This is a genomic window from Pseudomonas sp. R3-18-08, assembly GCF_003852065.1.
In the GTDB taxonomy this organism is placed as follows: Bacteria; Pseudomonadota; Gammaproteobacteria; order Pseudomonadales; family Pseudomonadaceae; genus Aquipseudomonas.
Genome location: NZ_CP027729.1, coordinates 1,515,254 through 1,533,373, shown reverse-complemented (window position 1 = coordinate 1,533,373; position 18,120 = coordinate 1,515,254). Strand labels below are relative to the sequence as shown.

Genomic DNA, 18,120 nt, shown 5'->3' with positions numbered 1-18,120 from the left:
ATCCAACCGTCACCGTAACTTCATGGAGATGACACCGAGCCTACATAGCCTGAGTTTGGACAACAAAGTCGACTGGCCGCACAACCTGGCCGGCACTCGGAGACTCGCTATGACTCAGCTCGCCCGCATCAGCGACACCGGCAATGAACGCCGCCTGCAAGCCGAACGCCTGGTTGGCGCCGCGGCCTTGCAGGAAGCCCAGGCCCTGCGGTTCAACGTGTTCAGCGGCGAGTTCAACGCCAAGCTGAAAGGCGCGGAACTGGGCCTGGACATGGATGACTATGATGTTCACTGCAGCCACATCGGCGTGCGTGACTTAAACAGCGGTCGACTGGTGGCCACCACCCGTTTGCTCGATCACCAGGCCGCCAGCACCTTGGGCCGGTTCTACAGCGAAGAGGAATTCAGCCTGCATGGGCTGCTGCACTTGCAGGGCCCGATCCTGGAAATCGGCCGTACCTGCGTCGACCCGGCCTACCGCAACGGCGGCACCATCGCGGTGCTCTGGGGCGAGTTGGCCGAGGTGCTCAACGAGGGCGGCTACAGCTACCTGATGGGGTGCGCGAGCATCCCGATGCACGACGGTGGCATTCAGGCCCACGCGATCATGCAGCGTCTGCGCGAGCGCTACCTGTGCAATGAACACCTGCGCGCCGAGCCGAAAAAGCCCCTGCCGGCGATGGACCTGCCGTCCAACGTCATCGCCGAAATGCCACCGCTGCTCAAGGCTTATATGCGCCTGGGCGCGAAGATTTGCGGCGAGCCGTGCTGGGATGAAGACTTCCAGGTGGCCGACGTGTTCATCCTGCTTAAGCGCGATGAGCTGTGCCCGCGCTATGCGCGTCACTTCAAGGCAGCCATGTGATGGGCCGCCTGCGCGTGTACGGGCGCATCGCCCGGGTGCTGCTGGTGGTGGCGCTGGGCTTGACCATGGCCAGTGTGTTTGGCCTGTTCGAGCGTTTGGGCGTGGCCAATTCGATGGTGCGGCGCCAGCGTTGGTCGCGGTTCTTCATGGCGCGGTTGACCCACGCCCTGCCCTTTCGCGTGACGGTGCACGGCCAGTTGCCGCAAACGCCGATGCTGTGGGTCAGCAATCATGTGTCCTGGACGGATATTCCGCTGCTGGGCATGGTGACGCCGCTGTCGTTCCTGTCCAAAGCCGAAGTGCGCACCTGGCCGGTGGCCGGCTGGTTGGCGGCGAAGGCCGGCAGCCTTTTCATCCGCCGCGGCTCAGGTGATAGCCAGTTGATTCGCAAACAGATGACCCGTCACCTGGAGCAACAGCACCCGCTGTTGATGTTCCCGGAAGGCACCACCACGGACGGTCGCAGCCTGCGCACGTTTCACGGGCGGTTGTTGGCCAGTGCGATCGATGCGGACGTGTCGCTGCAGCCGGTGGCGATTCGTTATCTGCGCAACGGCGAGGTGGACGCACTGGCACCGTTCATTGGCGACGATGATCTGCTGTCGCACCTGATGCGGCTGTTTGCCCATGACCAGGGCGATGTGGAGATTCACCTGCTCAAGCCGATTGCCTGCGCCGGGCAGGAACGCGCGGCGCTGGCGTATCAGGCGCAGCAGGCGGTGCAGAGGGCGTTGTTTGGGCCGTTGCCGGAGACTGAACAGGCGCATGTGCGACCAGCGTTCGCCGCCTGAATACTGTGAATACATCCAAATGTGGGAGGGGCTTGCTCCCGATAGCAGTGGTTCAGTCACTACATACAGTGACTGACACACCGCCATCGGGGGCAAGTCGAATCGTCGCACCGCCCCTCCCACATTTAGATCTCAGTGGTCAGCTGGATACGTGCAAAGCTCTGTAATTCGGGGTAGAAAACCCGGAAATCTTCACTCAAAGGCTCATAGAGCTCGCGCAACTCACGCATCGCAAATCCTAACGCTTCAGGGTCCGTCAACCGCCGCGAGATCCCGCGCAAGACCTGCTCCATCACCGCGAACTCACGATACGAGCCCAACCAGTCATCCGCTGCCATATACGGCGCAATCTGCGCCAACCGCCCCGGCAACTGCGGTTCGGCCGCCAGTACGCGGTACACCTGCGCGGTGAAGTGCTCCAGCGGCTGGTCGGCATACCGCGCCCAGTCCCGCGCCAGGCAATGGTCGAAAAACACATCGAGCACGATCCCGGCATAGCGCCTGCGGGTCAGGCTGAAACGCGACAACGCCTCCCCTACCAACGGGTGGCTGTCGGTAAAGCGGTCGATGGAACGGTGCAATTGGATCGCCGCTTCGATCGAGGGACTGAACTGGCCCTGCAAGCGGCCTTTGACGAAGTCGCCATACAGGCTGCCCAGCAGTTGCGCAGGCAGTTGGCCGCCCAGGTGCAAGTGTGCGAGATAATTCATGGCGCGCAGTCTACCACCGCCGCCAACGTATCGTTATAACCCGATATACCCAATTCGACTGACCTCAGAGCAAAATCATATTGGTATATCGGGATATAACGATTTAAGGTTCGCCTCATCGCGATATAACGTTTTACGACACCGAGCCTCTGCCATGCCCTTCGACCTCGACGACATAATAAAAGCCCTGGCGCACCCAGTACGACGAGACATCCTCACCTGGCTGAAAGACCCGAAAGTGCAATTTCCCGAGCAACTGCACAATCACGAATACGGCATCTGCGCCGGGCAGATCGACCAGCGCTGCGGCTTGTCCCAGTCGACCGTGTCGGCCCACCTGGCGACGTTGCAACGGGCGGGCTTGATCACCAGCCAGAAGGCCGGACAGTGGCATTTTTTCAAACGCAATGAGGACGTGATCCAAGCCTTCCTCACCGCGCTCTTCACCGAACTCAGCGCCCCCGGCGATGCCGAGCTGGCCCCCACGACCCACTGATTAACTTGAGACAAAGGTGCTTTCACATGCCGACTATTTTCGATCCCATCAAACTGGGCGACCTGGAACTGAAAAACCGCATCATCATGGCGCCGCTGACCCGCTGCCGTGCCGACGCCGGCCGCGTGCCCAATGCGCTGATGGCCGAGTACTACGTGCAGCGTGCGTCCGCCGGGCTGATCCTCAGCGAAGCCACCTCCGTAACGCCCATGGGCGTGGGCTACCCGGACACGCCGGGCATCTGGTCCAATGACCAGGTTCGCGGCTGGTCCAATGTGACCAAGGCGATCCACGGCGCGAGCGGCAAGATCTTCCTGCAACTGTGGCACGTCGGTCGTGTCTCCCATGAGTCGTACCTGAACGGCGAAACCCCGGTGGCGCCGAGCGCGATCCAGCCCAAAGGCCACGTCAGCCTGGTGCGCCCACAGGCCGACTACCCGACCCCACGCGCCCTGGAAACCGCTGAAATCGCCGACATCGTCGACGCTTACCGCACCGGCGCCGAAAACGCCAAGGCCGCCGGTTTCGACGGCGTGGAAATCCACGGCGCCAACGGTTACCTGCTCGACCAGTTCCTGCAAAGCAGCACCAACCAGCGCACCGATCAGTACGGGGGTTCCCTGGAAAACCGTGCGCGCCTGCTGCTGGAAGTGACCGATGCCGCCATCGAAGTCTGGGGCGCCGGCCGCGTGGGCGTGCACCTGGCACCGCGCGTCGACGCTCACGATATGGGTGACGCCAACCTGACGGAAACCTTCACCTACGTGGCCAGTGAACTGGGCAAGCGTGGCATCGCCTTTATCTGCGCCCGTGAAAAAGAAGGCGCGGACAGCCTCGGCCCACAACTGAAAAAAGCCTTCGGCGGCGTCTACATCGCCAACGAACGCTTCACCAAAGACAGCGCCAACGCCTGGCTGGCCGCCGGCAAGGCCGATGCGGTGGCCTTCGGCATACCGTTCATTGCTAACCCGGACCTGCCGGCACGCTTGAAGGCCGATGCGCCACTGAACGAGCCGCACCCGGAAACCTTCTACGGCAAAGGCCCGGTGGGTTATATCGACTATCCAACGCTGCCGATCTAATACATAGCCGGACACAAAATGTGGGAGGGGGCTTGCCCCCGATAGCAGTGGTTCAGTCAACACATCATTGACTGACACACCGTCATCGGGAGCAAGCCCCCTCCCACATTTTGCCTGTGTGTAGCCCCTTGGAAACATCGCTTCACAGAACCGCAACAAAATCGCTACAAAATACTTAGGCCGCTACCTATCAACCGCCCGCCAGCGCGTATATAAAGTCATCCCTTCAATCAGGCAGAAGGACGATTGACCATCCTTAGGCTTTACTGTTGACACAACTGGACGTAATTACGCATTTTGTCTCAATTGCGCAGGCTGGGGCTCAGGCGCAGCATGTCCAGCCCGGCATCCACCCAGCGTTCGGCGTCCTGATGCAGTTGAAAGCTGTCGGGCACCAACAGCCACTGGCCGATCAGGCCTTGGATGAAGGCATGAATGCACACCGCTGCACGGGCGGTATCGAGATTTTCCGGTAATTGCCCACGATGCACCGCATTACGCAACGTCAGGCCGATGCGCAGGTTGCACTCCAGGGTATGGGCCTGGCGCTGGCGGCGCATGTCACACATTTCATCGGTGAATTCGCACTTATGGAACAAGATCTCGTTGATGCGCCGGGTTTTCGGGTCCAGAGCCACTTGATGATAAAGATGAATCAGCAGCTTGCGCATGCACCCCAACGGGTCGACTTCATCCTCGCTTTCACTCGCCCGGGCCAATTCGTCCAAGGGTTCGTGCAGCGTGTCGAGCAGCGCCTGCAGCAAGTCGGATTTGTTGCTGAAATGCCAGTAGATGGCACCGCGCGTCACGCCCGCCAGAGCGGCGATGTCCGCCAGCGTGGTCCGCGCAACGCCCCGTTCATAAAAGGCTTGCTCGGCGGCTTGGAGGATCTGGCTGCGCGTTTCCTGAGCTTCCTCTTTGGTGCGACGAACCATGGCAGTAAAACCTCAATCAGAACACTGGGGACTATCGTTAACGCAAGGTTAATAGATGCGAACGATCATCAGAATAATTGTGGGACGACACCGTCATGGGCGCCGAACGTACTAAAATCGAGGCTTTGGGCGGTGCTTTGTCTACATTCCGCCCCGCCTGTCAAGAGTTTACAAACAACCATGAACGTAAGTATATTGCGTAGCAAGCTACTTATCTACTCACAGCTTGTTTTTCACCCTTCCACACTTCTTGTGCGCACCCTGCGCGCCTGACCCGAGGATCTTCATGCAACTTAAGCCAGCTGTTACCGCTCTGGTCACTGCCGTCGCCCTGGCATCGCTGCTCAGCGGATGTAAAAAGGAAGAAGCGGCACCGCCCGCTCAAACCCCTCAGGTCGGCGTGGTCACCATTCAACCGCAAGCCTTTACCCTGACCACCGAGCTGCCAGGCCGCACCACGGCCTACCGCATTGCCGAAGTGCGCCCGCAGGTGAACGGCATCATTCTCAAACGCCTGTTCAAGGAAGGCGCCGACGTGAAGGAAGGGCAGCAGCTCTACCAGATCGATCCGTCGGTGTATGAGGCCACGCTCAAGAGCGCCCAGGCCAAGCTGACCCAGACCAAGTCGATCACCGATCGCTACAAGCAATTGGTCGATGAGCAAGCCGTCAGCCGCCAGGAATACGACACTGCCGTCGCCGACCGCATGACCGCCGAGGCCGACCTGCAGAGCGCGCAGATCAATGTGCGCTACACCAAGGTATTCGCGCCGATCTCCGGGCGCATTGGCCGTTCTGCCGTGACGGAAGGCGCGCTGGTCAGCAATGGCCAGGCCGATGCCATGGCCGTGATCCAGCAACTGGATCCGATCTACGTCGACGTCACCCAGTCTTCGGCAGAAATGCTGAAACTGCGCCGCGACCTGGAAAGCGGCCAATTGCAAAAAGCCGGCGACAACGCCGCCATGGTCAAGCTGACCCTGGAAGACGGCAGCGACTACGGCCACCCAGGCAAGCTGGAGTTCTCTGAGGTGTCGGTCGACCAGACCACCGGTTCCGTGACCCTGCGCGCCGTGTTCCCTAACCCTGACCATGTGCTGCTGCCCGGCATGTTCGTGCACGCCCAGCTGCAAGCCGGTGTGAACAGCAAGGCCATTCTCGCGCCGCAACAAGGCGTGACCCGTGACCTGAAGGGCATTCCAACCGCACTGATCGTGAACAAGGACAACAAGGTCGAGCAGCGCGTACTGGTTGCCAATCGGACTTCCGGCGCCTACTGGCTGGTGGAAAAAGGCCTGGACGCCGGCGACCGCGTGATCACCGAAGGCCTGCAATTCATCAAGCCGGGCATTGAAGTCAAGGTCAAGGACGCCGACAACGCCAAACCCGCCGGTACTGCTGCAGCGCCTGCTGCCGCTGCTGGTCAAGGGGAGTAATCCATGTCGAAATTTTTTATCGACCGTCCCATTTTTGCCTGGGTAATTGCCCTGGTGATCATGCTGGTCGGGGCACTGTCGATCCTGAAGTTGCCCATCAACCAATACCCGGCCATTGCGCCAACCGCTATTGATATCCAGGTGACCTACCCAGGCGCGTCCGCACAAACCGTGCAGGACACCGTGGTGCAGGTCATCGAGCAACAGCTCAACGGTATCGACAACCTGCGCTATGTGGCCTCGGACAGTAACTCCGACGGCAGCATGACCATCACCGCGACGTTCAACCAGGGTACCAACCCGGATATCGCCCAGGTCCAGGTGCAGAACAAGCTGAACCTGGCGACCCCACTGCTGCCGCAAGAAGTGCAGCAGCAGGGTATCCGCGTGACCAAGTCGGTGAAGAACTTCCTGATGGTGATCGGTCTGGTGTCGGAAGACGGCAGCATGACCAAGGACGACCTCTCCAACTACATCGTGTCCAACATCCAGGACCCGATCTCCCGTACTTCGGGTGTGGGTGACTTCCAGGTGTTCGGTTCGCAGTACGCCATGCGTATCTGGCTCGACCCGGCCAAGCTGAACAACTTCCAGCTGACCCCGGTGGATGTCAGCAACGCCATCAAGGCCCAGAACGTGCAGGTGGCCACCGGCCAACTGGGCGGCCTGCCTGCCTTGCCCGGCACCCAGCTGAACGCCACCATCATCGGCAAGACCCGTCTGCAAAGCGCTGAAGAGTTCGCCAAGATCCTGATGAAGGTGAATGCCGACGGTTCCCAAGTGCGCTTGGGCGACGTTGCGCGTATCGAACTGGGCGGCCAGAACTACAGCATCAGTGCACAGTTCAACGGCAAGCCGGCCTCCGGTATGGCGATCAAACTGGCAGCCGGTGCGAACGCCCTGGACACCGGTAAAGCGATCCGCGCTACCGTGGCGTCCCTGGAACCGTTCTTCCCGCCGGGCATGAAAGCCGTGGTGCCGTACGACACGACCCCGGTGGTGACCGAATCGATCTCCGGTGTGGTGCACACCCTGGTCGAAGCGATCGTGCTGGTGTTCCTGGTGATGTTCCTGTTCCTGCAGAACTTCCGCGCCACCATCATCACCACCATGACCGTACCGGTGGTATTGCTGGGTACCTTCGGGATCCTGGCGGCGTTCGGCTTCACCATCAACACCCTGACCATGTTCGGCATGATCCTGGCCATCGGCTTGCTGGTGGACGATGCCATCGTCGTGGTGGAAAACGTCGAACGAGTGATGGCCGAGGAACACCTGTCGCCCAAGGAAGCGACGATCAAGTCCATGGGCCAGATCCAGGGCGCCTTGGTGGGTATTGCCCTGGTACTGTCGGCGGTACTGCTGCCGATGGCCTTCTTCGGCGGTTCCACCGGTGTGATCTACCGCCAGTTCTCCATCACGATCGTGTCGGCGATGGCGTTGTCGGTACTGGTTGCCCTGATCTTCACCCCAGCCCTGTGCGCCACCATGCTCAAGGCGATCGACCCGGAAAAACACGGCCAACCCAAGCGCGGCTTCTTTGGCTGGTTCAACCGCACCTTCGACAGCGGCGTACTCAAGTACGAGCGCGGCGTGGGCGCGATGATCAAGCACAAAATCCCGGCCTTCCTGGTGTACGTGCTGATCCTGGCCGGCATGATCTGGATGTTCACCCGTATTCCGAGCGCGTTCCTGCCTGAAGAAGACCAGGGCGTGATCTTTGCCCAGGTGCAGACACCGGTAGGCTCCTCGGCGGAACGCACGCAAAAAGTCATCGACGACATGCGTTCCTTCCTGCTGCATGACAAGGAAGGCGAGCCAGGCGAAGGCAAGGGCGTGAAATCGGTGTTCACCGTGAACGGCTTCAACTTTGCCGGTCGTGGTCAAAGCTCGGGTCTGGCCTTCGTGATGCTCAAGCCGTGGGACGAGCGTGATGCGTCCACGTCGGTATTCGAGATTGCCAAGCGCGCCCAGGGCTACTTCATGCAGACCTTCAAGGACGCCATGGTTTTTGCCATCGTGCCGCCGTCGGTTCTGGAATTAGGTAACGCCACCGGCTTCGACGTGTTCCTGCAAGACCAGGGTGGTGTCGGCCATGACAAGCTGATGGCAGCCCGTAACCAGTTCCTCGGTGCGGCAGCCCAAAGCAAGATACTGGCGGGCGTGCGGCCCAACGGCGTGAACGATGAGCCGCAGTACGAACTGACCGTCGATGACGAGAAAGCCAGCGCCCAGGGCATCAGCCTCTCGGACATCCAGCAGACCCTGGCCATCGCCCTGGGCGGTAGCTACATCAACGACTTCATCGACCGTGGTCGTGTGAAGAAAGTGTATGTGCAGGGTGACGCGGCCAGCCGTATGTCGCCGGAAGACCTGGACAAATGGTACGTGCGCGCCGACTCCGGGAAAATGGTGCCACTGTCGGCCATTTCGTCGGGCAAGTGGATCTACGGCTCGCCGAAACTCTCGCGTTATAACGGTGTAGCGGCGATGGAAATCCTCGGCACGCCGGCGCCTGGCTACAGTACCGGTGACGCGATGGCGGAAGTCGAGCGCATTGCCAAGGAACTGCCGGCCGGCATCGGCTATGCGTGGACAGGCCTGTCGTACGAAGAACGTCTGTCCGGCTCCCAGGCGCCTGCGCTGTACGCCCTGTCGCTGCTCGTGGTGTTCCTGTGCCTTGCGGCATTGTACGAAAGCTGGTCGATTCCGATCGCGGTGATCCTGGTAGTGCCACTGGGTGTGATCGGTGCGCTGATCGCCACCAGCATGCGCGGCTTGTCCAACGACGTGTTCTTCCAGGTGGGCTTGCTGGTGACAGTGGGCCTGGCGGCGAAAAACGCCATCCTGATCGTGGAGTTCGCCAAAGAGCTCCACGAACAGGGCAAGGGCATCGTCGAGGCGGCCATCGAGGCGTCCCGCATGCGTCTGCGCCCGATCATCATGACGTCCATGGCGTTCGTGCTCGGCGTATTGCCGCTGGCGATTTCCACCGGCGCCGGCTCAGGCAGCCAGCACGCGATCGGTACCGGCGTTATCGGCGGTATGATCACGGCCACTGTGCTGGCGATCTTCTGGGTGCCATTGTTCTACGCAACCGTGTCCTCCGCTGGCGAGCGTAAAAAGACTGAAACCAAGCAAACTCCTAAAGAGGCTGGCCAATGAGCAAGTCGCTACTTTCCTTAGCCGTCACCGCATTCGTGCTCAGTGGCTGCTCGCTGATCCCTGACTACCAGCGCCCCGAAGCGCCGGTAGCAGCGCAGTTCCCGCAGGGGCCGGCGTATTCGTCGGCCCAGGCGCCGGGCCAGGCTGCTGCCGAGCAAGGCTGGAAGCAGTTTTTCCATGACCCTGCCCTGCAACAGCTGATCCAGACCGCGCTGGTGAACAACCGTGACCTGCGCGTCGCGGCCCTGAACATCGACGCGTATGCGGCGCAGTACCAGATCCAGCGTGCCGACCTGTTCCCGGCCGTCTCGGCCACTGGCAGCGGCAGCCGTTCGCGTACGCCGGCGCGCCTGTCGCAGACCGGCGAATCGACCATCGCCAGCCAGTATTCGGCAGGCCTGGGGATCAGCTCTTATGAGCTGGACCTGTTCGGTCGCGTCCGCAGCCTGAGTGAAGAAGCGCTGCAGAGATACTTCGCCACCGAAGAAGCGCGGCGCAGCACCCAGATCAGCCTGGTGGCCAGTGTGGCGAATGCCTACCTGACCTGGCAGGCCGACAAGGAACTGCTCAAGCTGACCCAGGACACCCTTGGCGCGTTCGAGCAGAGCTTCAAGCTCACCTCGCGCAGCAACGAAGTCGGCGTGGCCTCGGCCCTCGACCTCAGCCAGGCGCGCACCTCGGTGGAAAACGCTCGCGTGCAGCTGGCCCGCTATACGCGCCAGGTGGCCCAGGACGAAAACAGCCTGACCCTGCTGCTGGGCACCGGCCTGCCGGCGAATATCGCCAGCAAGCCACTGTCCGATGACCTGCTCAGCGAAGTCCCGGCCGGCTTGCCGTCGGACCTGCTGCAACGGCGTCCCGACATCGTTCAGGCCGAGTACAACCTCAAGGCCGCCAACGCCAACATCGGTGCGGCCCGCGCGGCGTTCTTCCCGAGCATCAGCCTGACCGCCAGCGCCGGTACCGCCAGCCCGAACCTGGGCGGCCTGTTCAAGGGCGGCTCGGGCACCTGGTCGTTCGCGCCGCAGATCAACATCCCGATCTTCAACGCCGGTAGCCTGCGCGCAAGCCTGGACTACTCGAAGATCCAGAAAGAGATCAACGTGGCCAACTACGAGAAGGCCATCCAGACCGGCTTCCAGGAAGTCTCCGACGGCCTCGCCGCGCGTGCGACCTACAAGCAGCAACTGGATGCACAACGTGGCTTCGTCGCCGCCAACCAGGACTACTACCGCCTGGCCGAGCGTCGCTACCGCATCGGTGTGGACAGCAACCTGACCTTCCTCGATGCCCAGCGCCAACTGTTCAGTGCCCAGCAATCGCTGATCACCGACCGCCTGGCGCAGCTGACCAGCGAGGTCAACCTGTACAAGGCCCTCGGCGGTGGCTGGAACGAGCAGACTGCGAAGAACGAGCCAGTGAAAGAAGAAGCGCCGCCGCTGAAGTTGTTTTAATAGCGCCGATGTAAACAAACCGCCTCCCTCACCGGAGGCGGTTTTTTTTACGCCGGTTTTTTATCACCAACTTGCGTTCGAACATCGCCCACAACCCGCCCTCCCCCACTTTCATCGCCCCCGCACCGCCGCGCACCATGGCCGCCACCTGCATAAACCCAATAACAACAGGTCCGAAACCATGAGCACTTTCCACCCGCGCCGGCTGTTGCTGGCAACTGCGGTCGCCAGTCTTGCCCTCCCCGTGGTCGCCGAAGAACACGGCTTTCTTGAAGATGCCAGCGCCAACCTCAACCTGCGCAATTTCTTCTTCAATCGCAACTACACCAACCCGACCAAAACCCAGGGCGGCGCGCAGGAGTGGACGCAAAGTTTCATCTTCGACGCCAAGTCCGGCTTCACTCAGGGCACGGTCGGCTTCGGGGTGGACGTGCTGGGCCTGTACTCGCTCAAGCTCGATGGCGGGCGCGGCACCGGCGGCACTCAGTTATTGCCGCTGGACCACGACGGCCGACCGGCCGATGAGTTCGGTCGCCTGGGCGTGGCGTTCAAGGCGCGTTTTTCCAAGACTGAAGTGAAAGTCGGCGAATGGATGCCGGTGCTGCCGATCCTGCGCGCGGACGATGGCCGCTCACTGCCGCAAACCCTGCGTGGCGGGCAGATCACATCCAAGGAAATCGGGGGCCTGACCCTGTATGGCGGTCAGTTCCGTGCCAACAGCCCGCGCGACGACAGCAGCATGGGCGATATGTCGATGACCGGCAAACCTGCGTTCACCTCCGACCGCTTCAATTTCCAGGGCGCCGAATACGCTTTCAACGACAAACGCACGCAAGTCGGGGTATGGAATGCCCAGCTCAAGGACATCTACCGCCAGCAATTCGTCAATCTGATCCACAGCCAGCCGGTGGGCGACTGGACCCTGGGCGCCAACCTGGGGTTCTTCTACGGCCAGGACGACGGCAGCGCCCGCGCCGGCGGCCTGGACAACAAGACCTGGTCCGGCTTGTTATCCGCCCGCCACGGTGGCAACACCTTTTACGTCGGCCTGCAAAAGCTCACCGGCGACAGCGCCTGGATGCGGGTCAACGGCACCAGCGGCGGCACCCTGGCCAACGACAGCTATAACGCGAGCTACGACAACGCCGAGGAAAAATCCTGGCAGGTGCGCCACGACTACAACTTCGCCGCCCTTGGCGTACCCGGCCTGACCTTGATGAACCGCTATATCAGCGGCAGCAACGTGCACACCGGCACGGTGACCGACGGCAAGGAATGGGGCCGCGAAAGCGAATTGGGCTACACCGTGCAAAGCGGCAGCCTGAAAAACCTCACCCTGCGCTGGCGCAACTCCAGCATGCGTCGCGACTACAGCAATAATGAGTTCGACGAAAACCGGTTGATCGTCAGCTACCCGATAAGTCTGCTGTAAACCGGCGCCGCAGTTACTGTATGGTGCGCACCTGCCGCTGCTGATCGCCCCAGCAGTGGCCTTTCATTCGGGCCCGCGCACAGCATGAAAACCTTCGCTACAGCCATCGCAGTGTTGGCCCTGGCCCTGAGCCTGGGGGGCTGTATCGGTGCGCCCATCGTCCTGACGCCGCAGACCGAACAGCGCCTGCAAGTGCAGGCGCCGATCCGCTTCCTGCTGACCTTCGATGATGGCCCCAGCGCATCGGGGTACAACAACCCGACCCGTTCGGTGATGGCCGACCTGGCGCACAACCCGGTGCTGCCAGGGATCAAGGCGGTGTTCTTCCTGCAGACCGAAGCGGCACGCTCCGGCGGCAGCGCCCGGGGGCGCAAGACCATGGAGCGCGAGTACGCCGCCGGCCATGTCCTGGCCTTCCATACGGCCACGGCGTTTCACACCAACCACCGCTGGCTGAACGATGCCGAGCTGGAACGCACACTCACCGAAGGCGCCGCGCACATTGGCGCCATCACCGGCACGCCGCCCCTGCTGGTGCGACCACCGTTCTGGAACTACGACCGCCGCACATTCGCCGCCTACCAGCGCCACGGCATGCAGGTATTACTGACCGACCTGAGTGCCAATGACGGCAAAATCTGGGGCTTCAACGCCAGCCCGCGCCGCCGCGCCAACCTGTACCGGCAGCTGTCAGTGGTGCGTGAACGCATAGCCTTGGGCGAGTTGCCGACGGTGGACGGCGTGATACCGGTGGTGGTGACTTTCCATGACATCAACCGCTACACCGCGCGGCATATGCAGGAGTACCTGCAGATCCTGATGGACAGTGCACGCATCAACGGGATGACTACCGCCGCCGAGCCGTTCTACACCGACACCGCTGCGCTGCAGCGTGCGGCGCTGGCACGCACGGTCAAGGACGTGAACGAGCCGGTGCATCTGCCTGGGGTGTGGAATTGGCTGTGGGATGCCGATATGCGTTGATGCCTGAAATTTCATGGCCTACAGAGATCTGATGTGGGAGGGGGCTTGCTCCCGATAGCGGTGGTTCAGTAAATGTGTCTATCACTGATATACCGCTATCGGGAGCAAGCCCCCTCCCACATTTGCCTGTGTTCCAGAGTCAGGTCTCGCGTGACTCGACGCCCAGCTCATCCCACACCGACTCGGCCAGATGAAACGTCGCATTCGCTGCCGGTATGCCGCAGTAGATCGCGCTCTGCATCAGCACTTCCTTGATTTCGGCGCGGGTCACGCCGTTGCTCGCGGCGGCACGTAGATGCAGCTTCAACTCTTCGGTGCGGTTCATGCCGATCAGCATGGCAATGGTGATCAGGCTGCGGGTGTGCCGGGGCAAGCCAGGACGGGTCCAGATGTCGCCCCAGGCATGGCGGGTGATCATTTCCTGGAACTCGCTGTTGAATTCGGTCAGCGCGTTGAGGCTGCGTTCAACATGGGCGTCGCCCAGCACGTCGCGGCGCACTTGCAGACCTTCGGCATAACGTTGTTTCTCGTCCACGAAAAGCTCCTCAGCGACCCAGCAGAAATTCAACGACACGGTCGCTGAAGGCAGCGCCGGCCTGGACATTGGACAGGTGCGCCGCATAGAACTCGGCGTATTCGGCGCCCTGCACATGGTTCTGGATAAAGTGGCTGCCGGCCGGCGGTGTTACCGCGTCTTCCGTGCCGGCAATCACCAGGGTCGGTACCTTGATCGACGCCAACTGCTCACGCAAATCCGCATCACGCACCGCCGCGCAGTTGGCGGCATACCCCTCGGGCGAGGTGGCCGCGAGCATGTCGGTGATCTGCTTGGCCTGGTGGGGATGGGCGGCGGCAAAATCGGCGGTGAACCAGCGTGCAATCGAGGCATCGCGCAGCGCGACCATCGCCGCCGCGCCATCGCGCAAGACCATGTCGATACGCGGGTTCCACACCTCTGGCGTGCCGATCTTGGCGGCGGTATTGCACAGCACCAGGCGCTGCAGCCGCTTTCCTGCGTTGATGCCCAGCCACTGGCCGATCAGCCCGCCCATGGACAGCCCGCAAAAATGCGCGCGCTGGATATCCAGCGCATCCAGCAACGCGAGCACATCCTGGCCCAGTTGTTCGATGCTGTAGGGCCCCTCGGTGACCAGGGACTTGCCATGGCCACGGGTGTCGAAGCGCAGCACACGAAAATGCTCGGTGAACGCCGGAATCTGGATGTCCCACATATGCAGGTCGGTACCCAGGGAATTGGACAGCACCAATACCGGCGCATCGACGGGCCCATCGAGTTGGTAATGCAGTTCGCCCTCGGCGAGTTGTACGAAAGCCACAGCGGTCTCCTTACGCAGTCAATCCAAAGTGTTCGGTCACGGCGCGGCTGACCCAGGTCTGAGCCTGGCCCAAGTAGTGGGCCGGGTCGAGCAAACGGTCCAGTTCGGCCGACGACAACTCGGCGGTGATCTGCGCCTCGTCCGCCAGCACCGCACGTAAATGGCGCTGCTCGGCGACGGCGCGTTTGCAGCACTGCTCCAGCAGGTGATGCGCGGTTTCACGGCCCAGGCGTTGGGCCAGCACGATGCTGACGGCTTCGGCCAGCACCAGGCCCTGGGTCAGGTCGAGGTTGCGGGTCATGCGCGCGGCGTCCACCTCCAGGCCTTCGCTGAGCAGCAGCGCCTGTTGCAGCGCACCCGATACCAATCGGCAGATCTCGGGCAAGGTTTCCCATTCGGCATGCCACAGTCCCAGGCTGCGTTCGTGCTCCTGGGGCATGGCACTGAACATCGTCGCGACCAGACCGGGCACGCGGGTCGCGGCGCTGATCAACACGGCAGCGCCGACGGGATTGCGCTTGTGGGGCATGGTTGACGAACCGCCCTTGCCCGGCGCCGAGGGCTCGAACACTTCCGCCGCTTCGGTTTGCATCAACAGGCTGATATCGCGGCCCAGCTTGCCAAGGCTGCCGGCGATCAGGCCCAGCACGCTGGCAAACTCCACCAGGCGATCACGTTGCGTATGCCAGGGCTGTTCGGGCAAGCTCAGTTGCAGCTCGGCGGCCAAGGCTTGCGCCACCGGCATGGCCTGCTCGCCGAGCGCGGCCAGGGTGCCGGACGCACCGCCAAATTGCAGCACCAGCAAACGCGGCTTCAACTCCGCCAGACGCTGGCGACTGCGCGTCACCGCGCCCAGCCAGCCGGCGATTTTCATGCCCAGGGTGACGGGCGTGGCGTGTTGCAGCCAGGTGCGTCCGGCCAATGGTGTCGACGCATGCCGCTGCGCCTGGGCGGCCAGCACATCGCCCAGGCGCGCCAAGTCCGCTTCGATCAACCCCAGCGCGCGGCGCAGTTGCAGCACCAGGCCGGTGTCCATCACATCCTGGCTGGTCGCGCCCAGGTGCACATAGCGCTCGGCCCCGGCATCTTCCTCGGCAATCAGCTTGCCCAGCGCCTTGACCAACGGAATCGCCGAGTTACCCGCCGTGGCAATCGCCACGCTGAGCGCGTCCACGTCATACAACGAGGCCAGGCAGGCCTGGGCAATCGGTGCCACGGCGGCCTGCGGGATCAGCCCGACCTGGGCCTCGGCCCGGGCCAGCGCGGCCTCGAAATCCAGCATGCCCTGCAAGCGGCCCTGGTCACAGAACACCTCGGCCATGCTGTCAGCGGTGAAGTAAGCGTCGAACAGTTGGTTGCTCGTGCGCAGTGTCATAACTCATCCCTTACAAATCATGGTGCAAATAAGCAGCCTGCTTGGGCAGACGCAAGCTGAACAGGAACGCCACCGCCATCATCGCGGTGACGTACCAGTAGAAGGTGTTTTCCATCCCGATGGACTTCAGGCTCAACGCGACCACTTCCGCCGAACCGCCGAACACCGCGTTGGCCACGGCGTACGCCAGGCCCACGCCCAGGGCACGCACCTGGGGCGGGAACATCTCGGCTTTGACCAGGCCGCTGATCGAGGTGTAGAAGCTGACGATCGCCAGGGCCAGGGTAATCAGGACAAAGGCCAGGAACGGACTGGTGACGGTTTTCAGGGTCAGCAGGATCGGTACCGTGAACAGCGTGCCGAGGCCGGCGAACCAGAGCATGGAATTGCGCCGGCCGATCCTGTCGGCCAGCATGCCGAACAGCGGTTGCATGCACATGTACAGAAACAGCGCGCCGGTCATGATGTAGCTGGACGTCTTGGCGTGCATACCGACGGTGTTCACCAGGTACTTCTGCATGTAGGTGGTGAAGGTATAGAAAATCAGCGAGCCACCGGCGGTGTAGCCCAGCACCGTGATGAACGCTTTGCCGTGGTCACGGAACAGCGCGACGATACTGCCGGCGTCCTTGTCTTCACGCATTTCCTTGCTGGTGGTTTCCTTGAGGGTGCGACGCAGCAGCAGGGAGATCACCGCCGCAATGGCGCCGATCACGAACGGAATCCGCCAGCCCCAGGCGCGCAATTCTTCTTCGGTGAGGATCTGTTGCAGGATCACCACCACCAGCACCGCCAGCAGTTGCCCGCCGATCAGGGTCACGTACTGGAACGAGGCGAAGAAACCGCGCTGGCCCTTGAGCGCCACTTCGCTCATGTAGGTGGCCGTGGTGCCGTATTCGCCACCCACCGACAACCCCTGGAACAGCCGCGCCACCAACAGCAGCGCCGGGGCCCAGGCGCCGATATCCTTGTAAGTGGGCAGGAAAGCAATGACCAGGGAGCCGGCGCACATCATCAGCACCGAGATCATCATTGAGTTCTTGCGGCCATGCTTGTCGGCCACCCGGCCGAACAGCCAGCCGCCGATGGGGCGCATCAGGAACCCGGCGGCGAATACGCCAGCGGTGTTGAGCAGTTGAACGGTGGGATCGTCCGAGGGGAAAAACGCCGGGGCGAAGTAGATGGCGCAGAAGGCATAGACGTAGAAGTCGAACCATTCGACTAGGTTGCCGGAGGAAGCACCGACAATCGCAAAAATCCGTTTGCTGCGTTCTTCTCCGGTGTAGTGACTGGTTTTTGTTGTCATGGTTTTTACTCAATGGGAACGGTTATAGCCTAGACATACTTGGCAACAACCATGTTCCGCAAGCAGACTTTTCGGACAGTGTTGCCTGGGAGGGCCCTATCGGGGGCAAGCCCCTTCCCACACTTGATAGGCGGCGCGGTCAAAATGTGGGAGGGGGCTTGCCCCCGATGAGGCCCTCCAGCCAACTCAGTAATCGAAGAACACCGTTTCCTTATCTGTCCCTTGCAAAATCACATTCCACTGATGCACACCCGCCGCATCCGGCTTGGCAATCAAGGTGCCGCGCCGCTCGGCCGGCACACACGCCAGCAGCGGGTCATCACCATTCAACGCTTCACCGTCAAAATAAATCCGCGTCAGCAGGTGCTTCACCAACCCTCGGGCAAACACCAGCACGACAAGATGCGGCGCCTGGGTCGTGCCTTTAAGCCCCGGCACGCTGCCCGGCTTGATCGTGGTAAAGCGAAAGCGCCCTTCGGCATCCACCGGCACGCGGCCAAAGCCTTCAAAGTGGGGGTCCAGCGCTTTGTCCTGCTCGTCTTCCGGGTGGGCGTACTTGCCGGCGGCGTTCGCCTGCCAGACCTCGAGCATGGCGTCGTTGACCACCTCACCGTTGCCGTCCAGCACCTGCCCGCTGATCGCCACGCGCTCGCCGAGGGTGGCGGCGACGGTCAGGTCTTCGCGGTTAAGCCAGGTCAGGCCGATGTGGTAATACGGCCCGACGGTATGGGACGTGGTTGCGTAAAGGCTCAT

General features: G+C 61.9%; 16 protein-coding genes. 9 read left to right on the top strand and 7 right to left on the bottom strand.

Translation table 11 applies throughout. The features are described 5' to 3' along the window. Positions 1–109 precede the first annotated feature (109 nt). Positions 110–865 carry an L-ornithine N(alpha)-acyltransferase gene (olsB, locus tag C4J92_RS06950; RefSeq protein WP_124366177.1) on the top strand — a complete coding sequence of 252 codons (756 nt, stop codon included), beginning with the start codon at positions 110–112 and terminating at the stop codon, positions 863–865. Continuing rightward, the gene (locus C4J92_RS06945) at positions 865–1,656 is read left to right on the top strand and encodes a 1-acyl-sn-glycerol-3-phosphate acyltransferase (RefSeq protein ID WP_124403349.1); all 792 of its coding nucleotides are present in this window, start codon (positions 865–867) and stop codon (positions 1,654–1,656) included. The genes olsB and C4J92_RS06945 overlap by 1 nt, the downstream gene beginning before the upstream one ends. Positions 1,657–1,781: 125 nt before the next feature. On the opposite strand, the gene C4J92_RS06940 is transcribed toward C4J92_RS06945, so the two are convergent. Next, positions 1,782–2,366 carry an ACP phosphodiesterase gene (locus C4J92_RS06940; protein WP_124403348.1) on the bottom strand — a complete coding sequence of 195 codons (585 nt, stop codon included), beginning with the start codon at positions 2,364–2,366 and terminating at the stop codon, positions 1,782–1,784. Positions 2,367–2,520: 154 nt separating this feature from the next. Here C4J92_RS06940 and C4J92_RS06935 point away from each other — a divergent pair, with 154 nt between their 5' ends. Together C4J92_RS06935 and C4J92_RS06930 are read left to right on the top strand one after the other, a co-directional pair. Further along, the gene (locus C4J92_RS06935; RefSeq protein ID WP_124361685.1) at positions 2,521–2,862 is read left to right on the top strand and encodes a helix-turn-helix transcriptional regulator; all 342 of its coding nucleotides are present in this window, start codon (positions 2,521–2,523) and stop codon (positions 2,860–2,862) included. Positions 2,863–2,888: 26 nt separating this feature from the next. Then, positions 2,889–3,944 (top strand): alkene reductase, encoded by a 1,056-nt coding sequence (locus C4J92_RS06930; protein WP_124403347.1) that lies wholly within the window; start codon positions 2,889–2,891, stop codon positions 3,942–3,944. Positions 3,945–4,246: 302 nt separating this feature from the next. On the opposite strand, the gene C4J92_RS06925 is transcribed toward C4J92_RS06930, so the two are convergent. Further along, positions 4,247–4,879 carry a TetR family transcriptional regulator gene (locus C4J92_RS06925; protein ID WP_124369923.1) on the bottom strand — a complete coding sequence of 211 codons (633 nt, stop codon included), beginning with the start codon at positions 4,877–4,879 and terminating at the stop codon, positions 4,247–4,249. 286 nt (positions 4,880–5,165) lie between these two features. On the opposite strand from C4J92_RS06925, the gene C4J92_RS06920 reads away from it, so the two are divergent. The 5 genes from C4J92_RS06920 to C4J92_RS06900 all read left to right on the top strand — a co-directional run bounded on the left by C4J92_RS06920 (position 5,166) and on the right by C4J92_RS06900 (position 13,349). Then, positions 5,166–6,314 (top strand): efflux RND transporter periplasmic adaptor subunit, encoded by a 1,149-nt coding sequence (locus C4J92_RS06920; protein ID WP_124369922.1) that lies wholly within the window; start codon positions 5,166–5,168, stop codon positions 6,312–6,314. 3 nt (positions 6,315–6,317) lie between these two features. Next, positions 6,318–9,479, top strand: coding sequence for an efflux RND transporter permease subunit (locus C4J92_RS06915; RefSeq protein WP_124369921.1), 3,162 nt, complete (start codon positions 6,318–6,320; stop codon positions 9,477–9,479). Continuing rightward, positions 9,476–10,933, top strand: coding sequence for an AdeC/AdeK/OprM family multidrug efflux complex outer membrane factor (gene adeC / locus C4J92_RS06910; protein WP_124361680.1), 1,458 nt, complete (start codon positions 9,476–9,478; stop codon positions 10,931–10,933). The genes C4J92_RS06915 and adeC overlap by 4 nt, the downstream gene beginning before the upstream one ends. Before the next feature lie 181 nt (positions 10,934–11,114). Continuing rightward, positions 11,115–12,365, top strand: a complete 1,251-nt coding sequence (locus tag C4J92_RS06905) for an OprD family porin (protein ID WP_124403346.1) — start codon at positions 11,115–11,117, stop codon at positions 12,363–12,365. An 84-nt stretch (positions 12,366–12,449) separates the two neighbouring features. Next, positions 12,450–13,349, top strand: a complete 900-nt coding sequence (locus C4J92_RS06900) for a polysaccharide deacetylase family protein (RefSeq protein ID WP_124403345.1) — start codon at positions 12,450–12,452, stop codon at positions 13,347–13,349. A 139-nt stretch (positions 13,350–13,488) separates the two neighbouring features. Here the strand turns inward: C4J92_RS06900 and pcaC are convergent, their stop codons facing one another. The 5 genes from pcaC to pcaG all read right to left on the bottom strand — a co-directional run bounded on the left by pcaC (position 13,489) and on the right by pcaG (position 18,120). Beyond that, positions 13,489–13,884 (bottom strand): 4-carboxymuconolactone decarboxylase, encoded by a 396-nt coding sequence (pcaC, locus tag C4J92_RS06895; RefSeq protein WP_124366168.1) that lies wholly within the window; start codon positions 13,882–13,884, stop codon positions 13,489–13,491. 10 nt (positions 13,885–13,894) lie between these two features. Continuing rightward, positions 13,895–14,686 carry a 3-oxoadipate enol-lactonase gene (gene pcaD, locus C4J92_RS06890; protein ID WP_124403344.1) on the bottom strand — a complete coding sequence of 264 codons (792 nt, stop codon included), beginning with the start codon at positions 14,684–14,686 and terminating at the stop codon, positions 13,895–13,897. A gap of 10 nt (positions 14,687–14,696) precedes the next feature. Continuing rightward, positions 14,697–16,061: a 3-carboxy-cis,cis-muconate cycloisomerase gene (locus C4J92_RS06885; RefSeq protein WP_124403343.1), complete on the bottom strand. Its 1,365-nt coding sequence runs from the start codon at positions 16,059–16,061 to the stop codon at positions 14,697–14,699. 10 nt (positions 16,062–16,071) lie between these two features. After that, positions 16,072–17,367, bottom strand: coding sequence for an MFS family transporter (locus tag C4J92_RS06880; protein ID WP_124366165.1), 1,296 nt, complete (start codon positions 17,365–17,367; stop codon positions 16,072–16,074). 186 nt (positions 17,368–17,553) lie between these two features. Continuing rightward, positions 17,554–18,120 carry a protocatechuate 3,4-dioxygenase subunit alpha gene (pcaG, locus tag C4J92_RS06875; protein ID WP_124403342.1) on the bottom strand — a complete coding sequence of 189 codons (567 nt, stop codon included), beginning with the start codon at positions 18,118–18,120 and terminating at the stop codon, positions 17,554–17,556.

Bases quoted from the DNA above. Each gene is read 5' to 3' on its own strand.
- olsB (WP_124366177.1), top strand. From the start codon at position 110: ATGACTCAGCTCGCCCGCATCAGCGACACCGGCAATGAACGCCGCCTG.
- C4J92_RS06945 (WP_124403349.1), top strand. From the start codon at position 865: ATGGGCCGCCTGCGCGTGTACGGGCGCATCGCCCGGGTGCTGCTGGTG.
- C4J92_RS06940 (WP_124403348.1), bottom strand. From the start codon at position 2,366: ATGAATTATCTCGCACACTTGCACCTGGGCGGCCAACTGCCTGCGCAA.
- C4J92_RS06935 (WP_124361685.1), top strand. From the start codon at position 2,521: ATGCCCTTCGACCTCGACGACATAATAAAAGCCCTGGCGCACCCAGTA.
- C4J92_RS06930 (WP_124403347.1), top strand. From the start codon at position 2,889: ATGCCGACTATTTTCGATCCCATCAAACTGGGCGACCTGGAACTGAAA.
- C4J92_RS06925 (WP_124369923.1), bottom strand. From the start codon at position 4,879: ATGGTTCGTCGCACCAAAGAGGAAGCTCAGGAAACGCGCAGCCAGATC.
- C4J92_RS06920 (WP_124369922.1), top strand. From the start codon at position 5,166: ATGCAACTTAAGCCAGCTGTTACCGCTCTGGTCACTGCCGTCGCCCTG.
- C4J92_RS06915 (WP_124369921.1), top strand. From the start codon at position 6,318: ATGTCGAAATTTTTTATCGACCGTCCCATTTTTGCCTGGGTAATTGCC.
- adeC (WP_124361680.1), top strand. From the start codon at position 9,476: ATGAGCAAGTCGCTACTTTCCTTAGCCGTCACCGCATTCGTGCTCAGT.
- C4J92_RS06905 (WP_124403346.1), top strand. From the start codon at position 11,115: ATGAGCACTTTCCACCCGCGCCGGCTGTTGCTGGCAACTGCGGTCGCC.
- C4J92_RS06900 (WP_124403345.1), top strand. From the start codon at position 12,450: ATGAAAACCTTCGCTACAGCCATCGCAGTGTTGGCCCTGGCCCTGAGC.
- C4J92_RS06885 (WP_124403343.1), bottom strand. From the start codon at position 16,061: ATGACACTGCGCACGAGCAACCAACTGTTCGACGCTTACTTCACCGCT.
- C4J92_RS06880 (WP_124366165.1), bottom strand. From the start codon at position 17,367: ATGACAACAAAAACCAGTCACTACACCGGAGAAGAACGCAGCAAACGG.
- pcaG (WP_124403342.1), bottom strand. From the start codon at position 18,120: ATGAGCCTTTACGCAACCACGTCCCATACCGTCGGGCCGTATTACCAC.